Genomic DNA, 16,478 nt, shown 5'->3' with positions numbered 1-16,478 from the left:
AACTCACGATTGCATGACGCGGGCGAGACGCTGCAACGCAGCCATGAGGCCGCGTCAGGCGATCGTTACGAAGTCTGCCATAAAGCTTTTGTGCTCGCCGTCCGGGAAGTCGATGCCGATCTGGTCGCCCGCCACCGACACCACCACGCCCTCCCCGTACTTCGGCACCGTCACCCGCATGCCGGGTTCGAACTGCGGGCCGCTTGGCGCCGGTTCCGGCGTATGGTCGAACTCGTCGTCGCGGATCTCGATATCGTCCAGGTTCATCGACGGCGGGTTCTTGCAGTTGTCGCACTTGCAGCACTTCTCGAAGCCTTCGACTTCGTCGCCGAAATAATCGAGCATCAGCTTCCAGCGGCAAAAGCCGCTCACCGCATAGCTCACCATCTTTTCCAGCGACTCGCGGTCGTGCTCCTGCTTCTGCACGTAGACGGCGGCCAGCGCTTCGAAGGTGGCCGCCTTCGGTTCGGCGGCGGTCAGCACGAATTCGAGCTTGCGGTTCTGGCGCACCAGCTTGCCGTCCTTGAGCAGCTTCAGGCAGACCTTGATCTTGGCCTCGTTCAGGTCGGCCAGCTGTTCTTCGATGCGCTCGGTCGTGACGGCGCCGCTATCCGCCAGTTCGCGCGCGGCTTCATACACCGAGCGGATCTCGGCCGCATCCGGATAATGCTTCACCAGGAAGAACTGTTGCAGGCGCTTGTCGTCCTGCAGGAAGAGCAGCGTGCAGCTGGCGTCCACGCCGTCGCGCCCCGCGCGGCCGGACTCCTGGTAATACGATTCGAGGTTGGCCGGAATCTGCAGGTGGATCACGAAGCGGGTATCGCTCTTGTCGATGCCCATGCCGAAGGCATTGGTCGCGACCATGACGCGCCGCTCGTCGTTCATGAACAAGTCCTGGTTCGCCTTGCGCTCGGCGCTGGGCAGCTTGCCGTGGTAGAGCGTGACCGATTCGCCGGCTTCCTCGAGGATGCGGTGCATCTCCTCGGCCGCCTTGACGGTCGCGGCGTAGACGATGCCGACGCCCTCGCTTTCCGCCACCAGGCGCCGCGCTTCCTGGAATTTTTCGGCGAGATTGGTCACCTGGCGCACGCTGTAATGCAGGTTCGGGCGGTAGATGCCGGTATTGATGACATTCATGCGCGACCGGTTCAGCTGGCGGCCGATGTCTTCGATCACTTCGTCGGTGGCGGTGGCGGTGAGCGCCAGCACCGGCGGCTGGCCCAATGCGGCGATCGCGGCCGCCATCTCGATATAGGCCGGACGGAAATCGTGACCCCATTGCGAGATGCAATGGGCTTCGTCGACGGCGACCAGCACGATTTTGGCCTGTTTGAGCACGTCGAGGAACTCAGGGGAGGTCAGGCGTTCGGGCGTGCAGAACACGATCTCGCATGCGCCCGCAGCGATGGCGTCGAGCGCCGCATGTTCTTCGTCGGCGTTCAGGCTGCTGTTGACCTGACAGGCGCGGATACCCAGTTCCTCCAGCTTCCCGAGCTGGTCTTTCATCAACGAGATCAGGGGCGAGACGACGACCGTCGTGCCTTTCAGGATATGCGCCGGGATCTGGTAACACAGCGATTTGCCGCCACCGGTGGGCATGATGGCCAGCGTGTCCTTGCCGTCCAGGATGCTGTCGATCACACGTTGCTGGCCATCGCGCAGGCGTTCGAGACCGAACACGGAGCGCAACAGCTTTTTGATGGAATGGCGGCGCACTGCAAGCAGGCCATTATGGAGGAGTTGGGGGTCGTGTCGGGTCATGCCGCCACTGTAGATTTCGCGCGCGAGCACGACTATAGGACGCGGGCTAGAGTCGGCGTAGGAGCGCCTCTCTGAGGCCCTTCCTACTGCTGAGACACCGCCGCAAGGTCTTTTCCTACAGAACGGCGGAATCCCCGCCGATGCCGCGGCTTGGGGCAAGGCCTCAGAATGGCACCATACCAAACGAAAACACGACCATGAAGACCGGAGAAACCATCATGATTCGCTCGATCCCTACCACCCTGACCGCACTCCAGCTTGCCCTCGCCGCCGCCGCCACCTGGCTGGTGGTCGAAACGAACGCCCTGCAGAGCGCAGCGGTATTGATGTTCCACTGATTTCCGCGATGGTTTGCGACAAGGCGGATAGTGATATCTGGCTGAAATCATTGTCGCAAAACATTGCTGCAACTGGCGCACGATAACGCCAGGAAACAAGTTGAGACCGGTGCAATCATATCCGCCGGCAATTAATAAGCGACAGCGCCAGCCCATATACCATGGGTTGGCGCTTTTTGTTGTGATGCATACGTGCGTTGAGCGCGTGGGCGGCGCACGAGCCGCGTCGTGTCGAACAAATGGGTGGAGCCGACTACCCTACCGCCGTGCGAACGTAAACAAAAAACGCCATCCCGATCTACACCGGGATGGCGTTTCGTTTACTACCCTACGCGATGACTCAGGCAGCCTTGGCATCCATGTCGACCGCGTCCGTCTCTTCGGTCGGCAGGCGCATCATGTAGTCGAAGGCGGCCAGCGAGGCCTTGGCGCCCTCACCCACGGCGATCACGATCTGCTTGAACGGCACGGTGGTCACGTCGCCAGCTGCGAAGACGCCCGGCAGCGAGGTTTCGCCACGCACGTCGACTTCGATCTCGCCGTACGGCGACAATTCCAGCGTGCCCTTCAGCCATTCGGCATTCGGCACCAGGCCGATCTGCACGAACACGCCCGCCAGTTCCACGGTTTTCACTTCGCCACTGGCGCGATCCTTGTAGGTCAGGCCGGTGACTTTCTTGCCGTCGCCCAGGATTTCCGTCGTCTGTGCGCCCTTGATCACGTCCACGTTCTTCAGGCTGTAGAGCTTGCGCTGCAGAACCGCATCGGCGCGCAGCTCGTTGCCGTACTCGATCAGGGTCACGTGCTCGACGATGCCGGCCAGATCGATGGCCGCTTCGACGCCCGAGTTACCGCCGCCGATCACCGATACGCGCTTGCCCTTGAACAGCGGGCCGTCGCAGTGCGGGCAATAGGCCACGCCGTGGTTCTTGTACTGCTTTTCGCCCGGCACGTTGATTTCGCGCCAGCGGGCGCCGGTCGAGATGATGACCGACTTCGATTTCAGCACGGCGCCGTCTTCGGTCTGCACTTCGAACAGGTTGCCGACACGCTCGAGCTTCGAGGCGCGCTGCAGGTTCATGATGTCGACCTCGTAGTGCTTGACGTGCTCTTCCAGCGAGACGGCGAACTTCGGGCCTTCGGTTTCCTTGATCGAGACAAAGTTCTCGATCGCGAGGGTGTCGAGCACCTGGCCGCCGAAGCGGTCGGCGACGACGCCGGTACGGATGCCTTTGCGGGCGGCGTAGATCGCCGCGGCCGCGCCGGCAGGGCCGCCGCCGACGATCAGCACGTCGAAGGCTTCTTTTTTGCTCAGCTCGGCGGCCTTGCGCTTGCCGGCGCCGGTGTCGAGCTTGGCGAGGATTTCCTCGGCGCTCATGCGGCCCTGGCCGAAGTGCTCGCCGTTCAGGAACATCATCGGCACGGCCAGGATCTGGCGCGACTCGACTTCATCCTTGTACAGGCCGCCGTCGATGGTCGTGACCTTGATGCGCGGATTGATGATCGACATCGAGTTCAGCGACTGCACGACTTCAGGGCAGTTATGGCAGGACAGCGAAATGAAGGCTTCGAAGACGAAGTCGCCGTCGAGGTTCTTGATCTGTTCGATGACCGCGTCGTCGAACTTGATCGGGTGGCCGCCCACTTGCAGCAGGGCCAGCACCAGCGAGGTGAATTCGTGGCCGAGCGGAATCGCGGCAAATTCGATGCCGATGTCGGTGCCGACGCGGTTGATGGCGAAGGAAGGCTTGCGCACGGCATTGCCGTCTTCGCGATACGTAATCTTGGTGCTCAAGGAGGTAATTTCCTTGAGCAACTCTTCCATTTCTCGCGCTTTGGGCGAGGCGTCCAGCGATGCAACGATCTCAATCGGCTGCACCACTTTTTCCAAATAGGCTTGTAACTGCTTTTTGAGATTTGCATCCAGCATGGTGGTTTCCTTGTATTCGGTGAACTTTGGATGCCGGCACATTTACTGCCGGCATCCCGGTACTACGCAACTACGACTTGACTGCGACTACTTAGATCTTGCCGACCAGATCCAGGGATGGGGTCAGGGTTTCTGCGCCTTCCGTCCACTTGGCTGGGCAGACTTCGCCTGGGTGCGAAGCGACGTACTGGGCTGCCTTGACTTTGCGCATCAGTTCCGAAGCGTCGCGGCCGATGCCGTTGTCGTGCACTTCCATGACCTTGATCTGGCCTTCAGGATTGATGACGAAGGTGCCGCGCAGTGCCATGCCTTCTTCTTCGATCATGACCTGGAAGTTGCGTGCCAGGGTGCCGGTCGGGTCGCCGATCAGCGGGTAGTTGACCTTCTTGATCGCGTCCGAGGTGTCGTGCCATGCCTTGTGCGCGAAGTGGCTGTCGGTCGACACGCCGTAGACCTTGACGCCCATCTTTTCGAATTCAGGCTGGAACGCAGCCAGGTCTTCCAGTTCGGTCGGGCAGACGAAGGTGAAGTCGGCCGGGTAGAACATCAGGATGGACCAGGTGCCTTTGAACTGCTCTTCCGTCAGGTCGATGAATTTGCCTGCGTGGTAAGCGGTTGCTTTGAATGGCTTGATCTCGGTGTTGATAAGGGACATGGAAGCTCCTGTTGTGTTGTGAATCAAAAGTTGATGAATGCAAGTGTAGAGGTCTTGCTCATGCTTGTAAAATTAATTGATCGGATAACATCGATTAATTTCTACTATCACGAGGAGGAAACAAGTTCGGCCGTGGCAGGCACGGTCGCTCATTCTCCTGTCATTCTCGCAAGAGGCCTGTCAGTGTGAGGGAAACGCGCGGTCTTTGCAACCGCGCGCGGTCTGGCGAACGTGGATGAGCAGGCTCAGGCCGGGGCGACGGCGCAGGATTCGAGCACGTCGCAAGGCAGCGCCAGACTGAAGGTCGAGCCCTGCCCCGGCGTGCTCTTGACGGTCAATTCGCCGCCGTGCGCGGTGGCCAGCTGGCGCGAGATGTACAGGCCCAGGCCCAGCCCCTTTGGCTCGCCGTTGCGGGCACCGCGCTCGAAGGGCTGGAAGATGCGCTCGGCGTCTTCCGGCGAAATGCCCTTGCCCTGATCGACGACGTCGATGCGGGCGCACTTGCCTTCCACCTCGACGCGTACCTCGACATTGCAGCCGCCGCCGTAACGCAGCGCATTGGTCAGCAGGTTCACCACCACCTGCTCGATACGGAACTCGTCCCAGCAGCCCGTGACCGGCGCATGCGGCGCCAGCGAGATGACGCAGCCGCTGGCGGCGGCCTGCAGCGACAGGTCGCTCACCACGCGTTCCAGCATGCCCATCAGCTCCACTTGCGCCGGGCGCACCGACAAGGTGCCATTGCGCATGCGGGTCACGTCCAGCATGTCGTCGATCAGGCGGATCATGGCCTTGATCTGGCGCTCGTCGCGCTTGATCATGGCGCCCATCTGCTCGCCGGCGAAGGCCTGCAGGTTGCCGCGCTTGAGGTGCAGCGTGCGCATCTGCGTCTCCAGGAACAGCGTGTTCAAGGGCGTGCGCAGCTCGTGCGCGACCAGCGACATGAACTCGTCGCGCATGCGCAGGGAGCGCTGCAGTTCGGCCTGGGTCGCGTTCAGCTCCTGCAGCAGGATCTCCTGCTCGCGCCGGCTCTTTTCGAGCGCTTCCATCTGGCGCCGCGTCTCGCGCCGCTGCTGGTCGAGCGCCACGAACACGTTCACCTTGCCGCGCACGGCGTCCGGATCGAGCGGTTTGTAGAGGAAGTCGACGGCGCCGGATTCATAACCCTTGAACGCGTAGTTTAATTCGCGCCCGGCAGCCGACACGAACACGATCGGGATATGGCGGGTGCGCTCGGTACCGCGCATCAGCTCGGCCAGCTCGAAGCCGTCCATGCCCGGCATCTGCACGTCGAGGATCGCCAGCGCGAACTCGTGTTCGAGCAGCAGCGCCAGCGCCTCCTCGCCCGAGTGCGCGTGGAAGACGAGGCGTTGCTCGTCGCGGATCAGGGCGTCGAGGGCGCGCAGGTTGTCGGGCAGATCGTCGACGATCAGGAGTTTGCTAGGTTCTTGGTTCATGGACTTGTCTCCAGCTGGGGCAGCAGCGTGCGGATGGCGGCCAGGGGCAGGATCAGGTGCGGGGCGCAGGTACGGATCGCCCCTGCGGGCATGGCCGGCGCCTGCGCTTCCCGTGGATCCTGCACGACCGTCAGGCCGCCGCGCTGCCTGATGCTTTGCATGCCGTCGGCGCCGTCGATATTGGCGCCGGTAAGCAGGATGCCGGCCAGCGCCGCGCCATAGGCGTCGGCGGCCGACTCCATCAGCAGGTCGATGGCCGGACGCGCATAGTGCACGGGCGGCTCGCAGCTGATGGAAAAAACGCGATCGTGTTCGATCGACAGATGGTAGCCGCTGCCGGCGAAGTACACGGTGCCGCCTTCGACCGGCGCCTTGTCGACGGCTTCGCGCACCGGCAGCGACAGGCGCGCGCCGAACAGTTCGGCCAGGCGGCTTTCGCGGTCGGCCGGCAGGTGCAGGATGCACACCGTGGCCGGCTTGAAGTCCGGCGGCAGCGCCGGCAGCAAATCCACCAGCGCGTCGACGCCGCCGGCCGAGGCGCCGATCACGATCGCCTCGATGCTGCGGCCCGCGAGCGCCGCTTCCACGGTGTCATGCGTGGCGCTCATGCGGCCACCTTGCGGAAGATGCGCTCGCGCTTGGCGACTGCCTCGAAGCGGTTGGCATGGTTCGAAAAGTCGATGCTTTCCTTACTGCCCAGCGCCAGGAAGCCGCGGTGGCACAACGACTCGTGGAACAGCCCCAGCACGCGGTTCTGCAGGCGCCGGTTAAAGTAGATCATCACGTTGCGGCAGCTGACGAAATGCGTCTCCGAGAACACGCTGTCGGTCGCCAGGCTGTGGTCGGCGAAGGTGACGTTCTCGGTCAGGAATCGTTCGAACAGCGCCCCGCCATAAGCCGCCGTGTAGTAATCGGAAAACGCGCGCTTGCCGCCTGCCTTCTGGTAGTTCTCCGTGTAGAGCCGCATGCGGTCGAGCGGGAACACGCCGCGCCGCGCCGCATCCAGCGACTCCGGATTGATGTCGGTGGCGTAGATGATGCTGCGTTCGAGCAGGCCTTCCTCGTGCAGCAGGATCGCCAGCGAATACACCTCCTCGCCGGTGCTGCAGCCGGCCACCCAGAGTTTGAGCGACGGATAGGTCGACAGATGCGGCAGCACCTGGCTGCGCAGCGCCGCGTGGTACTCGGGGTCGCGGAACATCTCGGTGACGGGGATGGTGAGGTATTGCAGCAGCCGCGCGAAGGCCTCCGGCTGGTGCAGCACCTTCGCCTGCAGCTCCGACACGGTCGCGCATTCCATCTCGCGCAGGGCCACCAGCACCCGCCGCTTCTGGGACGCGCCGGTGTAGTCGCGGAAGTCGTAGTTGTACTTGAGGTAGACCGCCTCGACCAGCATCCGCAATTCGATATCGATGTCTTCGGGTGGATGCTTCATATGCTGACTCATAGGTTGCTGAGGCGCTCCATGGTCGGCATCCAGACCCGCAGCAGCGAGTACAGGCGCGCCAGGTCGATCGGTTTGGCCAGGTAGTCGTTGGCGCCCGCGGCCAGGCACTGCTCCTGGTCGTCCTTCATCGCCTTGGCCGTGATCGCGATGATCGGCAGGCGGTTGAAACGGCCGTCGGCGCGGATGCGGCGCGTCGCTTCCAGCCCGTCCATCCCCGGCATCATCACGTCCATCAGCACCAGGTCGATACCTGGAATCTCGTCGAGTTTCGCAATTGCTTCAAACCCGTTTCGGCCGACTTCGACGTTAGCACCGCGCTGCTCGAGCGCGCTCGTCAAGGCGAACACGTTGCGCACGTCGTCGTCCACCAGCAGGATGGTACGCCCTTCGAACACGCGGTCACGGCCGCGCACGGTTTTCAGCATGTGCTGGCGCTCGGTCGAGAGCTGCGACTCGACCTTGTGCAGGAACAGCGTCACCTCGTCGAGCAGACGCTCGGGCGAACGCGCGCCCTTGATGATGATCGAGCGCGAGTACTTCATCAGCTCGGCCTCTTCGTCGCGCGTCAGGTTGCGGCCCGTGTAGACGATCACCGGCGGGAAGGAGAACAGGTCTTCGTGCGACATCTGTTCCAGCAACTCCTTGCCCTGCATGTCCGGCAGTTTCAGGTCGATGATCATGCAGTCGAAGAGCTCGGTGCGCAGCAAGGCCAGGGCTTCCTCGCCCGAGCCGACGGCGTCGATCTTGACATCCTCGTCGGCGATGAGTTTCACCACGCTGTCGCGCTGGCGCTCGTCGTCCTCGACCAGCAGCACGCGCTTGATCTGCTGCGCGCTCTTTTGCTGGAGCTTGCGGAACACGTCTTCCAGCTGCTCGCGGCTGGTGGGCTTCAGCGCATAGCCGATCGCGCCCAGGTGCAGGGCCTCGCCGCCGTTCTCCATGCTCGACACCACGTGTACCGGGATGTGGCGGGTGGCCGGGTTGTCCTTCAGCTGCTGCAGCACCGACAGGCCGGAACTGTCCGGCAGGCGGATGTCGAGCAGGATCGCGTCCGGGCTTTCGCTGGCGGCCAGTTCCAGTCCTTCGCCGGCGGTCAGCGCCACCAGGCAGCGGTATTCGAGGTCGTGCGCGAGGTCGAACAGGATGCGTGCGAAGTCGGGTTCGTCCTCGATCACGAGCACGGTGCGCGCGCCGGCGGCCGGCTGGGCGCGATCGTCGGGGAAGGAGGTGCGGGCGGGCGCCTCCTCGGCTTCGACCACGACGGGCGCGGGTGCCGGACGCGGCGCCGGACGGGCCGGACGCGGGCTCGGCGCCGCCGCGCGCGGCGCCGGCGGCGCGGCCGAGACGGTGCCGTTCCTCGGCATGCTCAGGGTAAAGGTGCTGCCCTCGCCCGGCGTGCTCGACACCACCAGGGTGCCGCCCAGGAGGCTCGTCAGATCGCGCGAGATCGAGAGGCCCAGGCCGGTGCCGCCGAAGCGGCGGTTGGTGGTGCCGTCGGCCTGGTGGAAGGCCTCGAAGATGCGTTCCTGCTGATCCGGTGCGATGCCGATGCCCGAATCGACGACAGTGAACTGCACCCAGCCCTCGCTTGTTGCGCTGACCGTCAGGCTGACCTCGCCCTGCTCGGTGAATTTGACGGCGTTCGACAGCAGGTTTTTGAGCACCTGTTCTAGGCGCTGGCGGTCGGTATGCAGGGTCGCCGGCACGTCAGGCTCGACGCTGAGCGTGAAGCGCAGATCCTTTTGCTTGGCCAGCGGCTCGAAGGTGCGGCCCAGGCCCTCGACCGTGCGCCGGATCGGCAGGTCTTCCGGCACCAGCTCGAGTTTACCGGCTTCGACCTTCGAGATGTCGAGGATGTCGTTGATCAGGTGCAGCAGGTCGTTGCCGGCCGAGTAAATCGTCTGGGCGAAGCGCACCTGCTCTTCGTTCAGGTTGCCCGGCACGTTGTCGGACAGGAGCTTGGCCAGGATGAGCGAGCTGTTGAGCGGCGTGCGCAGCTCGTGCGACATATTGGCCAGGAATTCGGACTTGTAGCGGCTCGCACGTTCCAGATCCAGCGCACGCGCGCGCAGCTGCTCCTGCGCTTCGGTGAGCGCGGCGTTCTTCATGTCGAGATTGAGCGCCTGCTCGGCCAGCTGGTCGTTGGTCTGTTCGAGTTCGGCCTGCTGGTTTTCCAGGCTGGTCTGCGATTCTTCCAGCGCGCGCGACTGTTCCTCGAGCTCCTCGTTGGCGGTGCGCAGCTCTTCCTGCTGCACCTGCAGCTCCTCGTTCAGTGCCTGGCTTTCCTCGAGCGCGTCCTGCAGGCGCTGGCGGTAGACCACCGCGCCGACCGAAGCGCCGACGGCGTCGCCGACGAGCTTCAGGAACTCGATGTCGCGCTCGCGCACCGGATGCAGGAAACCGATCTCGAGCACGCCCTTGACCTTGCCGAAATTGGTGAACGGCGCGATCACGACTTCGCGCGGCGCCGTCTCGCCCAGGCTGGAGGCGACCTTGATGTAATCGCCCGGCAGTTCCTTGACGCGCACCAGGCGGTTCTCGCCCGCGGCCTGGGCGGCCAGCGAGGCGCCCGGCTCGATCGTCTTCGCACGCGCTTCGTCGTTGGAGAAACCGTAGGCGCCGATCCGGTGCAGCACGCCATCCTCGGTGCGCCGGTACATGGCGGCCACGCTGCCGCCCAGGTAGCGCACCACGTGATCCAGCACGGCCGCGGCAAGGCTTTCGAGGTCGTTCAGGCCGACTGTCTTGGTCGCCAGTTCGGTCTGGCCGCTGCGCAGCCAGCTCAGGTGGCGCAGCTCGGCATTGTGTTCGTTCTCGTGGCGCAGCACCTCGTCGTAGCTGTTCGACAGGTGCACCAGCTCGCGCCGGCCGAACGCGGCCAGCAGGCCGCCGACGATCAGAGTGAACATCAGGAAGGCACCGACCGACCAGACGATCACCGAACGCGCATCCTCGTTGCGCGCCCGCAGTAGATCTTGCTCCGCGGCCAGGAAGCCCGCGAACTGGGCGCGCATGTCGTCGGTCAGGCTCTTGCCGCGCCCGCTCATGATCGTTGCCACGACATCGTCCCTGGCGCGGCGGCGGTCGATCACCTCCGTCGTGAACTTGAGCCATTCGGCATGGGCGCCGCGCACGCGGCTCAGGCGGTCGGTCTGCTGCTGGTTGTCGCCGACGAGACGCTGCAGCGCGTCGACCTCGATGTCCACCTTCGGCTTGGCTACCGTGTAGGGCGCGAGGAAGCTTTCGTCGCCCGAGATCACGTAGCCGCGCATGCCGGCCTCCATGTCGGAGACCAGGCGGTTCACTTCATTGGCCTTGCCGATGACTTCCTGCGAATGCTCGACCCAGTTCAGCACGCTGACCAGGTAGGCAACGATCGCCACGAAGACGGCCGCGCTCAGCACGGACAGGCCAAGCGGGAGGGCGACGTTACGCGTCAGAATGCGGCGGAACTGGGTGTTATCGAGCGAGGTGCCGGTCATGTATTGCGATTATCTTAAGAAAAAAGTTCTTAAGTGTAACGCAAATGACACGTTTACGGCGGTTCAACCGTGCGCTGCCTGCAGGCCGCAATACCGTCTTTATGCGGGCAGATGGGGCCGTAAATACGGCGCCGTACGGCTCTTCGGCGCCTGCGCCACTGCCTCCGGCGCGCCCGCCGCCACCACGGTGCCGCCCTCGTCGCCAGCGCCCGGCCCGATATCGATCACCCAGTCGCAGGCGGCCACCACGCGCATCGTGTGTTCGACCACGACCACCGTGTTGCCGGCGTCGACCAGGCGCTCGAGCTGGAGGATCAGGCGATCCACGTCGGACGGGTGCAGGCCGGTGGTCGGCTCGTCCAATATATACAGGGTGTTGCCGCGCCCGGTGCGCTGCAGTTCGGTCGCCAGCTTGATGCGTTGCGCCTCGCCGCCCGACAGTTCGGTGGCCGGCTGGCCCAGGCGCAGGTAGCCGAGGCCCACTTCGCGCAGCACTTCCAGCGAGCGCTCGACCAGGGCTTCGCCCGCGAAGAACTCGGCCGCCGCATCGACCGTCATGCCCAGCACTTCGGCGATGTTCTTGTCCTTGTAGGTGACCTCGAGGGTCTGGGCGTTGTAGCGCGCCCCGGCGCAGACCGGGCACGGCGCGTACACGCTCGGCAGGAACAGCAGTTCGACCATGACCGAGCCCTCGCCAGCGCAGTTCTCGCAGCGGCCCTTGGCGACGTTGAAGGAAAAGCGGCCGGCATCGTAGCGGCGCGACTTCGCCATCTTGGTGGCGGCGAAGAGTTTGCGTACCTGATCGAACAAACCGGTATAGGTGGCCAGGTTCGAGCGCGGCGTACGGCCGATCGGCTTCTGGTCGACGCGCACCATGCGCCGGATCGCTTCCATGCCGCCGACGATATGGCCTTCCAGGGGCAGCGCCGCTTCCTGTTCGAGGTCGTCGGTTTCCTCCATCTCGAGCGGCGCGCCGCCCTGCCCCAGTTCGCGCGCCACCAGGTCGACCAGCACCTGGCTTACCAGGCTCGATTTGCCGGAACCCGAGACGCCGCAAACGGCGGTCAGCACGCCGAGCGGGAATTCCACCTTCAGCTTGTTCAGGTTGTTGCGGGTGACGCCTTCCAGGCGCAGCCAGCCGGCCGGTTCGCGCCGTTCGCGCCGTGCGAGCGGCGCCTCGTCGAACAGGTAACGCCGGGTCTGCGAGGCCTCGACCTGTTTCAGCTCCTGCGGCGGGCCGCTGAAGAGCACCTCGCCGCCCTTCTCGCCCGCGGCCGGGCCGACGTCGACGATCCAGTCGGCGCGCCGGATCACGTCCAGCGCGTGCTCGACCACGAACAGCGAATTGCCGGATGCTTTCAGCTGATCGAGCGCGGTGAGGAGGGCTTCGGTATCGGCCGGATGCAGGCCGGCGGAAGGTTCGTCGAGCACGTAGACGACGCCGAACAGGTTCGAGCGCACCTGCGTGGCAAGGCGCAGGCGCTGCAGTTCGCCGGGACTGAGCGTGGGCGTGCTGCGCTCCAGCGCCAGGTAGCCCAGGCCCAGCGCCAGCAGCACATCCAGGCGCGCGACCAGGTCTTCGGCGATGCGCTGGGTGATGATCAGCTGTTCGGGGTGCAGCTTGGCACGCGCCTTGTCCGCGACGCCTTTACCGCTCGCATAGGGTTCGAGCATGGCGTGCAGGCGCGCAAGCGGCATGCGCGAAATGTCGGCGATATCGACGCCGCCGAAGGTGACCGACAAGGCTTCCTGGCGCAGGCGCTTGCCGCGGCACAGCGGGCACTCGGTGCTGACCATGTAGCGCGCCACGCGCTTCTTCATCGAGGCGCTTTCGGTGGTGGCGAAGGTCTGCAGCACGTAGCGGCGCGCGCCCGTGAACGTGCCCTGGTAGCTCGGCGTGTCCTTGCGCTTCAGGGCGCGCTTCGTTTCCTCGGGCGTGAGGCCGGCGTAGACGGGCACGGTCGGCGTCTCGTCGGTATACAGAATCCAGTCGCGGTCTTTCTTCGGCAGCTCGCGCCAGGGCGTGTCGACGTCGTAGCCCATGGTGACGAGGATGTCGCGCAGGTTCTGGCCATGCCAGGCCGGCGGCCAGGCGGCGACCGCGCGCTCGCGGATGGTGAGCGAGTCGTCCGGCACCAGCGACTGTTCGGTCACCTCGTAGACGCGTCCCAGGCCCGAGCATTGCGGGCAGGCGCCTTCGGGCGTGTTCGGCGAAAACGATTCGGCGTACAGCAGTTCCTGGCCGGGCGGATAGTCGCCGGCGCGCGAATACAGCATGCGCAGCGAGTTGGAAAGCGTGCTGACGCTGCCGACCGAGGAGCGCGTGGTGGGCGAACCGCGCTGCTGCTGCAGGGCGACCGCCGGCGGCAGGCCGTCGATCTCGTCGACTTCCGGCACCGGCATCTGGTGGAACAGGCGGCGCGCATAGGGCGAGACCGATTCCAGGTAGCGGCGCTGGGCTTCGGCGTACAGGGTGCCGAAGGCGAGCGAGGACTTGCCCGAGCCGGAGACGCCGGTGAACACGACCAGCGCGTCGCGCGGGATGTCGAGGCTGACGTTTTTCAAGTTGTGTTCGCGCGCGCCGCGCACCCGCACATAGCCGGGACGCCTCTCGCCGTCGGCCGGGTTGCCCGTCTGTTTTACCTCACCGTCTTTCGTCTTGCGCCGCATCGCCGCTCCTGCCTTCAGCCAGTCATGGCGCCATTAAAACGTTCTGTAGGGAAGTTGACGGTGCGTTGACACACCGATGTTGAAGGCAAGGGCATGTGGCAACGCGAGCGCTGCAACGCGTGGGCATGCCCACCCTACGGTACACACCGTTCTCGGGCAACAGCACACCGTAGGGTGGGCATGCCCACGCGTTACGGACATCTCTGTTGGCTCGGGAACGCGCCGTGATCCAGCACGCGACGCATGCACCTACTGCTGCGACGCCAACCCTTCCAGCGCCCGCACCACCTCCTCCACCCCCGCATCCCGCTCGAAATTCCCCGCCAGCGCCCGGCAGCGCCCGCGCACTCCCTCGTCGTCCAACAGCGCCCCGAGACAAGCCACCAGCCGCCGCGTATTCAAGCGCGTCGCCGGCAGCGCCACGCCCACGCCGAGCGCTTCCACGCGGGCTCCATTGTCGAACTGGTCGTGCGCGAGCGGCACCACCAATTGCGCGGTGCCGGCAAGCAGGGCTTCGGCCGTGGTGCCGATGCCGCCATGGTGCACCAGCACTGCTATCCGCGGCAGCAGGGCGCGCAGCGGCACGTACTCCTGCCACAGCACATGGCGCGGGAGTTCTTCGGGCAGCTGGTCTCGGTGCGGCGTGAGGAAGACGGCGCGTTCGCCCAGCAGGCGGGTCGCTTCGATCGCGTGCGCGAAATAGCGGCGCGCCTGGCGGTTGCCGGTGCCGGGCGTGAACACCAGGGGCCGGCCGCCCTGCCCCAGGAAGTGCAGCAGCTCGTCGGACAAGGCCGCATCCGGCTTGGGATCGAACAGCGGAAAGCCGCAGCGCACCAGCGGCTGTGGCCAGTCCGGCTGGGTCGGCGCGAACCAGTCCGGAAACAGCGCGATCGACAGGTCGGCGATCGAGACGATGGTGTCGATCAGCGACTCGATCGGCGCCAGTCCGGCCTGTGTTCGCGCCGCGTTCAGGCCGGGCAGCGCGATCGGGTCGACGAAGCGGCTGGCCAGGCTGCGCCACAGGCGCCGGCGCACGCCATGCGGCACCCAGCGCGGCACGCGCCAGGGGCCGAGCATCAGCGGGTCGTGAACGGTCGGCAGGTTCGAGGGTGCGAGAAAGGCGGCGGCGATGCGCAGGCCTGGGCGCGCGGCGCGGCACAGGGCAGCTTCCGGCAGCGCCAGCGGATGCACCAACATGGTGCAATTTTCGTCAGGCGGCAATGTGGCCATGAACGTCGGGACGGCCGCCATCGCCGGCCGCGTCGCTTCCCAGACGACACCGAAGCCGCGCGTCGGATGCCACAAATCCGGGTGGTCGAGCACGGCCGGGTCGGCCGGCAAGCCGTGGAAAGGCAGGCCGGCGTCGCGCACAAAGGGTTCGTGCTGATGCGGCCCGAGAAAGCTGATGCGGTGCCCCGCTTTGCGCAGGGCCAGCGCCAGGCGCATGAAGGGAAACAGGTCGCCGGCCGAGCCGATGGTGACCAGCACGATGTGGAGCGGCCGGGCTTTCGCTTCCATGGTGCGCGCCGCTGGCGTCGTCAGGGAATCAGGCGTTCCGCGCGCAAGCGGTCGAAGAGCGCGAAGAACGAATCGTCCGTGGCCTGATAGGCGGTGAAGCCGAGCCGGCGGCTGTTGGCCATGTCGGTCATGACTTCCAGCGGACGCCCCAGGTCGAGATCGGTGTGCCAGGCCGAAGCCAGGCGCTCGAGCTCGGGTTCCACCAGATTGTGGCGGGCCGCGATCTCGCGCCAGAGCGGGCCGTCGTTCGCCATCGCCGGCTCCAGGGGCTGGATCTGGCCGCTATAGCCGCCCGCTTCCACGCCAAAATAAGCCGCCAGTTTCGGCCACAGCCAGCTCCAGCGGAACACGTCGCCATTGACGATATTGAAGGCTTCGTTCTTGGCCGCGTCGGTGTCGGCGGCCCAGACCAATTGCTTGGCAAGCATGCGTGCATCGGTCACGTCGGTCAGGCCTTTCCATTGCGCCTCGGAGCCGGGGAACTGGAAGGGACGCCCGGTTTCCTTGCAGATGGTGGCGTAGACGGCCAGCGTGGTGCCCATGTTCATCGCGTTGCCGACGGCCAGGCCGATGATGGAATGCGGACGGTGCACGCTCCAGGTGAAGCGGTCGCGCCCGGCGGCGGCGTAGACCTCGTCTTCCTGGGCATAATAAAAATTGTCGAGCGGCAGGCGCGGCTGGCTTTCGCGCAGCGGCGTGTCCGGCAGCGTGCCCGAGCTGGCATACGCCTCGAAGGGGCCGAGATAATGCTTCAGGCCCGTCACCAGGGCGACGTGACGCACGCTCTTTTTCGGCGACAAGGCGTCGAGCAGGTTGCGCACCAGCGCCGCGTTGACGCGGATGTTTTCCTGCTCGGTGTCCTGGCGCATCCAGGTGGTGATGAACACGTGGGTCGGATCGACGGCGGCTAGGGCGGCGGACAGTGCCGCCGGATCGAGCAGGTCGGCCGCCACATGGCGCACCTGCGGCAAGTCCTTCGGCGCCCGGCGCGACAGGCCGACCACCTTCCACCCGTGCGCCAGCAATTCGCGCGCGACATGGTTGCCGCCGATCCCCGTGATCCCTACCACCAAAGCCGTTCGTTGCATGTGATTCCCCTGCGATTCAATGAAACCCATTGTAGCCGCAGGTCAAAAACGGCGTGCGCGAGGGACAAATGTGCGATGTGCCAGCAGCCGCGCGGCGGCCACCCGGTCGCGCGCGGACACGATCACGTGGTC

11 protein-coding genes are annotated in these 16,478 nt (G+C 65.2%); 1 reads left to right on the top strand and 10 read right to left on the bottom strand.

Going from position 1 to position 16,478, the window contains the following annotated elements; genetic code table 11:
- Positions 1 to 54: 54 nt before the first annotated feature.
- Positions 55 to 1,680, bottom strand: coding sequence for an ATP-dependent DNA helicase RecQ (locus ASF77_RS00710; protein WP_229445257.1), 1,626 nt, complete (start codon positions 1,678 to 1,680; stop codon positions 55 to 57).
- A 278-nt stretch (positions 1,681 to 1,958) separates the two neighbouring features.
- On the opposite strand from ASF77_RS00710, the gene ASF77_RS23935 reads away from it, so the two are divergent.
- Positions 1,959 to 2,099: a hypothetical protein gene (locus ASF77_RS23935; protein WP_156648689.1), complete on the top strand. Its 141-nt coding sequence runs from the start codon at positions 1,959 to 1,961 to the stop codon at positions 2,097 to 2,099.
- A 340-nt stretch (positions 2,100 to 2,439) separates the two neighbouring features.
- Here ASF77_RS23935 and ahpF read toward each other — a convergent pair whose 3' ends face one another.
- From ahpF to ASF77_RS00665, 9 genes are all read right to left on the bottom strand, one after another.
- On the bottom strand, positions 2,440 to 4,029 hold the full coding sequence (gene ahpF / locus ASF77_RS00705; RefSeq protein WP_056336128.1) for an alkyl hydroperoxide reductase subunit F: 1,590 nt from the start codon (positions 4,027 to 4,029) through the stop codon (positions 2,440 to 2,442).
- Positions 4,030 to 4,120: 91 nt separating this feature from the next.
- Complete coding sequence (gene ahpC, locus ASF77_RS00700) at positions 4,121 to 4,684, bottom strand: alkyl hydroperoxide reductase subunit C (RefSeq protein ID WP_056332901.1); 564 nt, start codon at positions 4,682 to 4,684, stop codon at positions 4,121 to 4,123.
- Between the two features lie 245 nt (positions 4,685 to 4,929).
- Positions 4,930 to 6,141, bottom strand: a complete 1,212-nt coding sequence (locus tag ASF77_RS00695) for a hybrid sensor histidine kinase/response regulator (RefSeq protein ID WP_056332896.1) — start codon at positions 6,139 to 6,141, stop codon at positions 4,930 to 4,932.
- Positions 6,138 to 6,749 carry a chemotaxis protein CheB gene (locus tag ASF77_RS00690; RefSeq protein WP_056332891.1) on the bottom strand — a complete coding sequence of 204 codons (612 nt, stop codon included), beginning with the start codon at positions 6,747 to 6,749 and terminating at the stop codon, positions 6,138 to 6,140. The genes ASF77_RS00695 and ASF77_RS00690 overlap by 4 nt, the downstream gene beginning before the upstream one ends.
- Positions 6,746 to 7,576 carry a protein-glutamate O-methyltransferase CheR gene (locus ASF77_RS00685; protein ID WP_056332887.1) on the bottom strand — a complete coding sequence of 277 codons (831 nt, stop codon included), beginning with the start codon at positions 7,574 to 7,576 and terminating at the stop codon, positions 6,746 to 6,748. Before ASF77_RS00685 ends, ASF77_RS00690 begins: the two co-directional genes overlap by 4 nt.
- A gap of 8 nt (positions 7,577 to 7,584) precedes the next feature.
- Complete coding sequence (locus ASF77_RS00680) at positions 7,585 to 11,070, bottom strand: response regulator (protein WP_056332883.1); 3,486 nt, start codon at positions 11,068 to 11,070, stop codon at positions 7,585 to 7,587.
- A gap of 99 nt (positions 11,071 to 11,169) precedes the next feature.
- Entirely contained in the window at positions 11,170 to 13,740 is a 2,571-nt protein-coding gene (gene uvrA, locus ASF77_RS00675) for an excinuclease ABC subunit UvrA (protein WP_082493490.1), read from the bottom strand.
- Positions 13,741 to 13,989: 249 nt separating this feature from the next.
- Positions 13,990 to 15,258, bottom strand: a complete 1,269-nt coding sequence (locus tag ASF77_RS00670) for a glycosyltransferase (protein ID WP_056332880.1) — start codon at positions 15,256 to 15,258, stop codon at positions 13,990 to 13,992.
- Between the two features lie 20 nt (positions 15,259 to 15,278).
- Entirely contained in the window at positions 15,279 to 16,346 is a 1,068-nt protein-coding gene (locus ASF77_RS00665; RefSeq protein WP_056332877.1) for an SDR family oxidoreductase, read from the bottom strand.
- Between the last annotated feature and the right edge of the window lie 132 nt (positions 16,347 to 16,478).

It is taken from the genome of Massilia sp. Leaf139, assembly GCF_001424165.1.
In the GTDB taxonomy this organism is placed as follows: domain Bacteria; phylum Pseudomonadota; class Gammaproteobacteria; order Burkholderiales; family Burkholderiaceae_D; genus Telluria.
The sequence above is the reverse complement of the archived record's forward strand: the minus strand, read 5'-3'. Positions and strand labels throughout refer to the sequence as shown.